A 398-nucleotide genomic window follows, 5' to 3' on the forward strand; every position below is an offset into this window, starting at 1 on the left:
TGGTTATCCCGTTCTTTGCAGTGGGCGATTTGGGCAGATACAGATATGGAAATTTGTATAATAGGTATGGTATCAAAAAAAGAGTGTCCCCAAAATATTTTATTAGAAGAAGGATGGAAACCACTGGATCATCCTGATTTAGCAAGTTGGTTAGAACTGTTATTGAAAGATCAAAAAACATTCAATGAATATTTCACTCAATTGCTATCAAATTATTCGTAATGTTCATGAGGTTTGAAGTGGAGAGTATCAATGATTTGATAAAATAGCCAAAGAAATGATCATCAGTCACCCGAAGATATGAGAGGAGCATAAAGTGAAAAAATTATTTATATCCGATCCAAAAGAACTTGAACAGGTTCAATCGTTTATTCATTCGCTCGTTCACAGTACAAAAA

At 33.7% G+C, this 398-nt stretch carries 1 protein-coding gene; it reads left to right on the forward strand.

Going from position 1 to position 398, the window contains the following annotated elements:
* Window positions 1-222 (forward strand): hypothetical protein (locus GFC01_RS18955; RefSeq protein ID WP_207707668.1); only part of this gene is annotated, 222 nt, incomplete at its 5' end.
* Between the last annotated feature and the right edge of the window lie 176 nt (window positions 223-398).

The sequence above is a fragment of the Desulfofundulus thermobenzoicus genome, from assembly GCF_009428905.1.
Lineage (GTDB): Bacteria > Bacillota > Desulfotomaculia > Desulfotomaculales > Desulfovirgulaceae > Desulfofundulus_A > Desulfofundulus_A thermobenzoicus.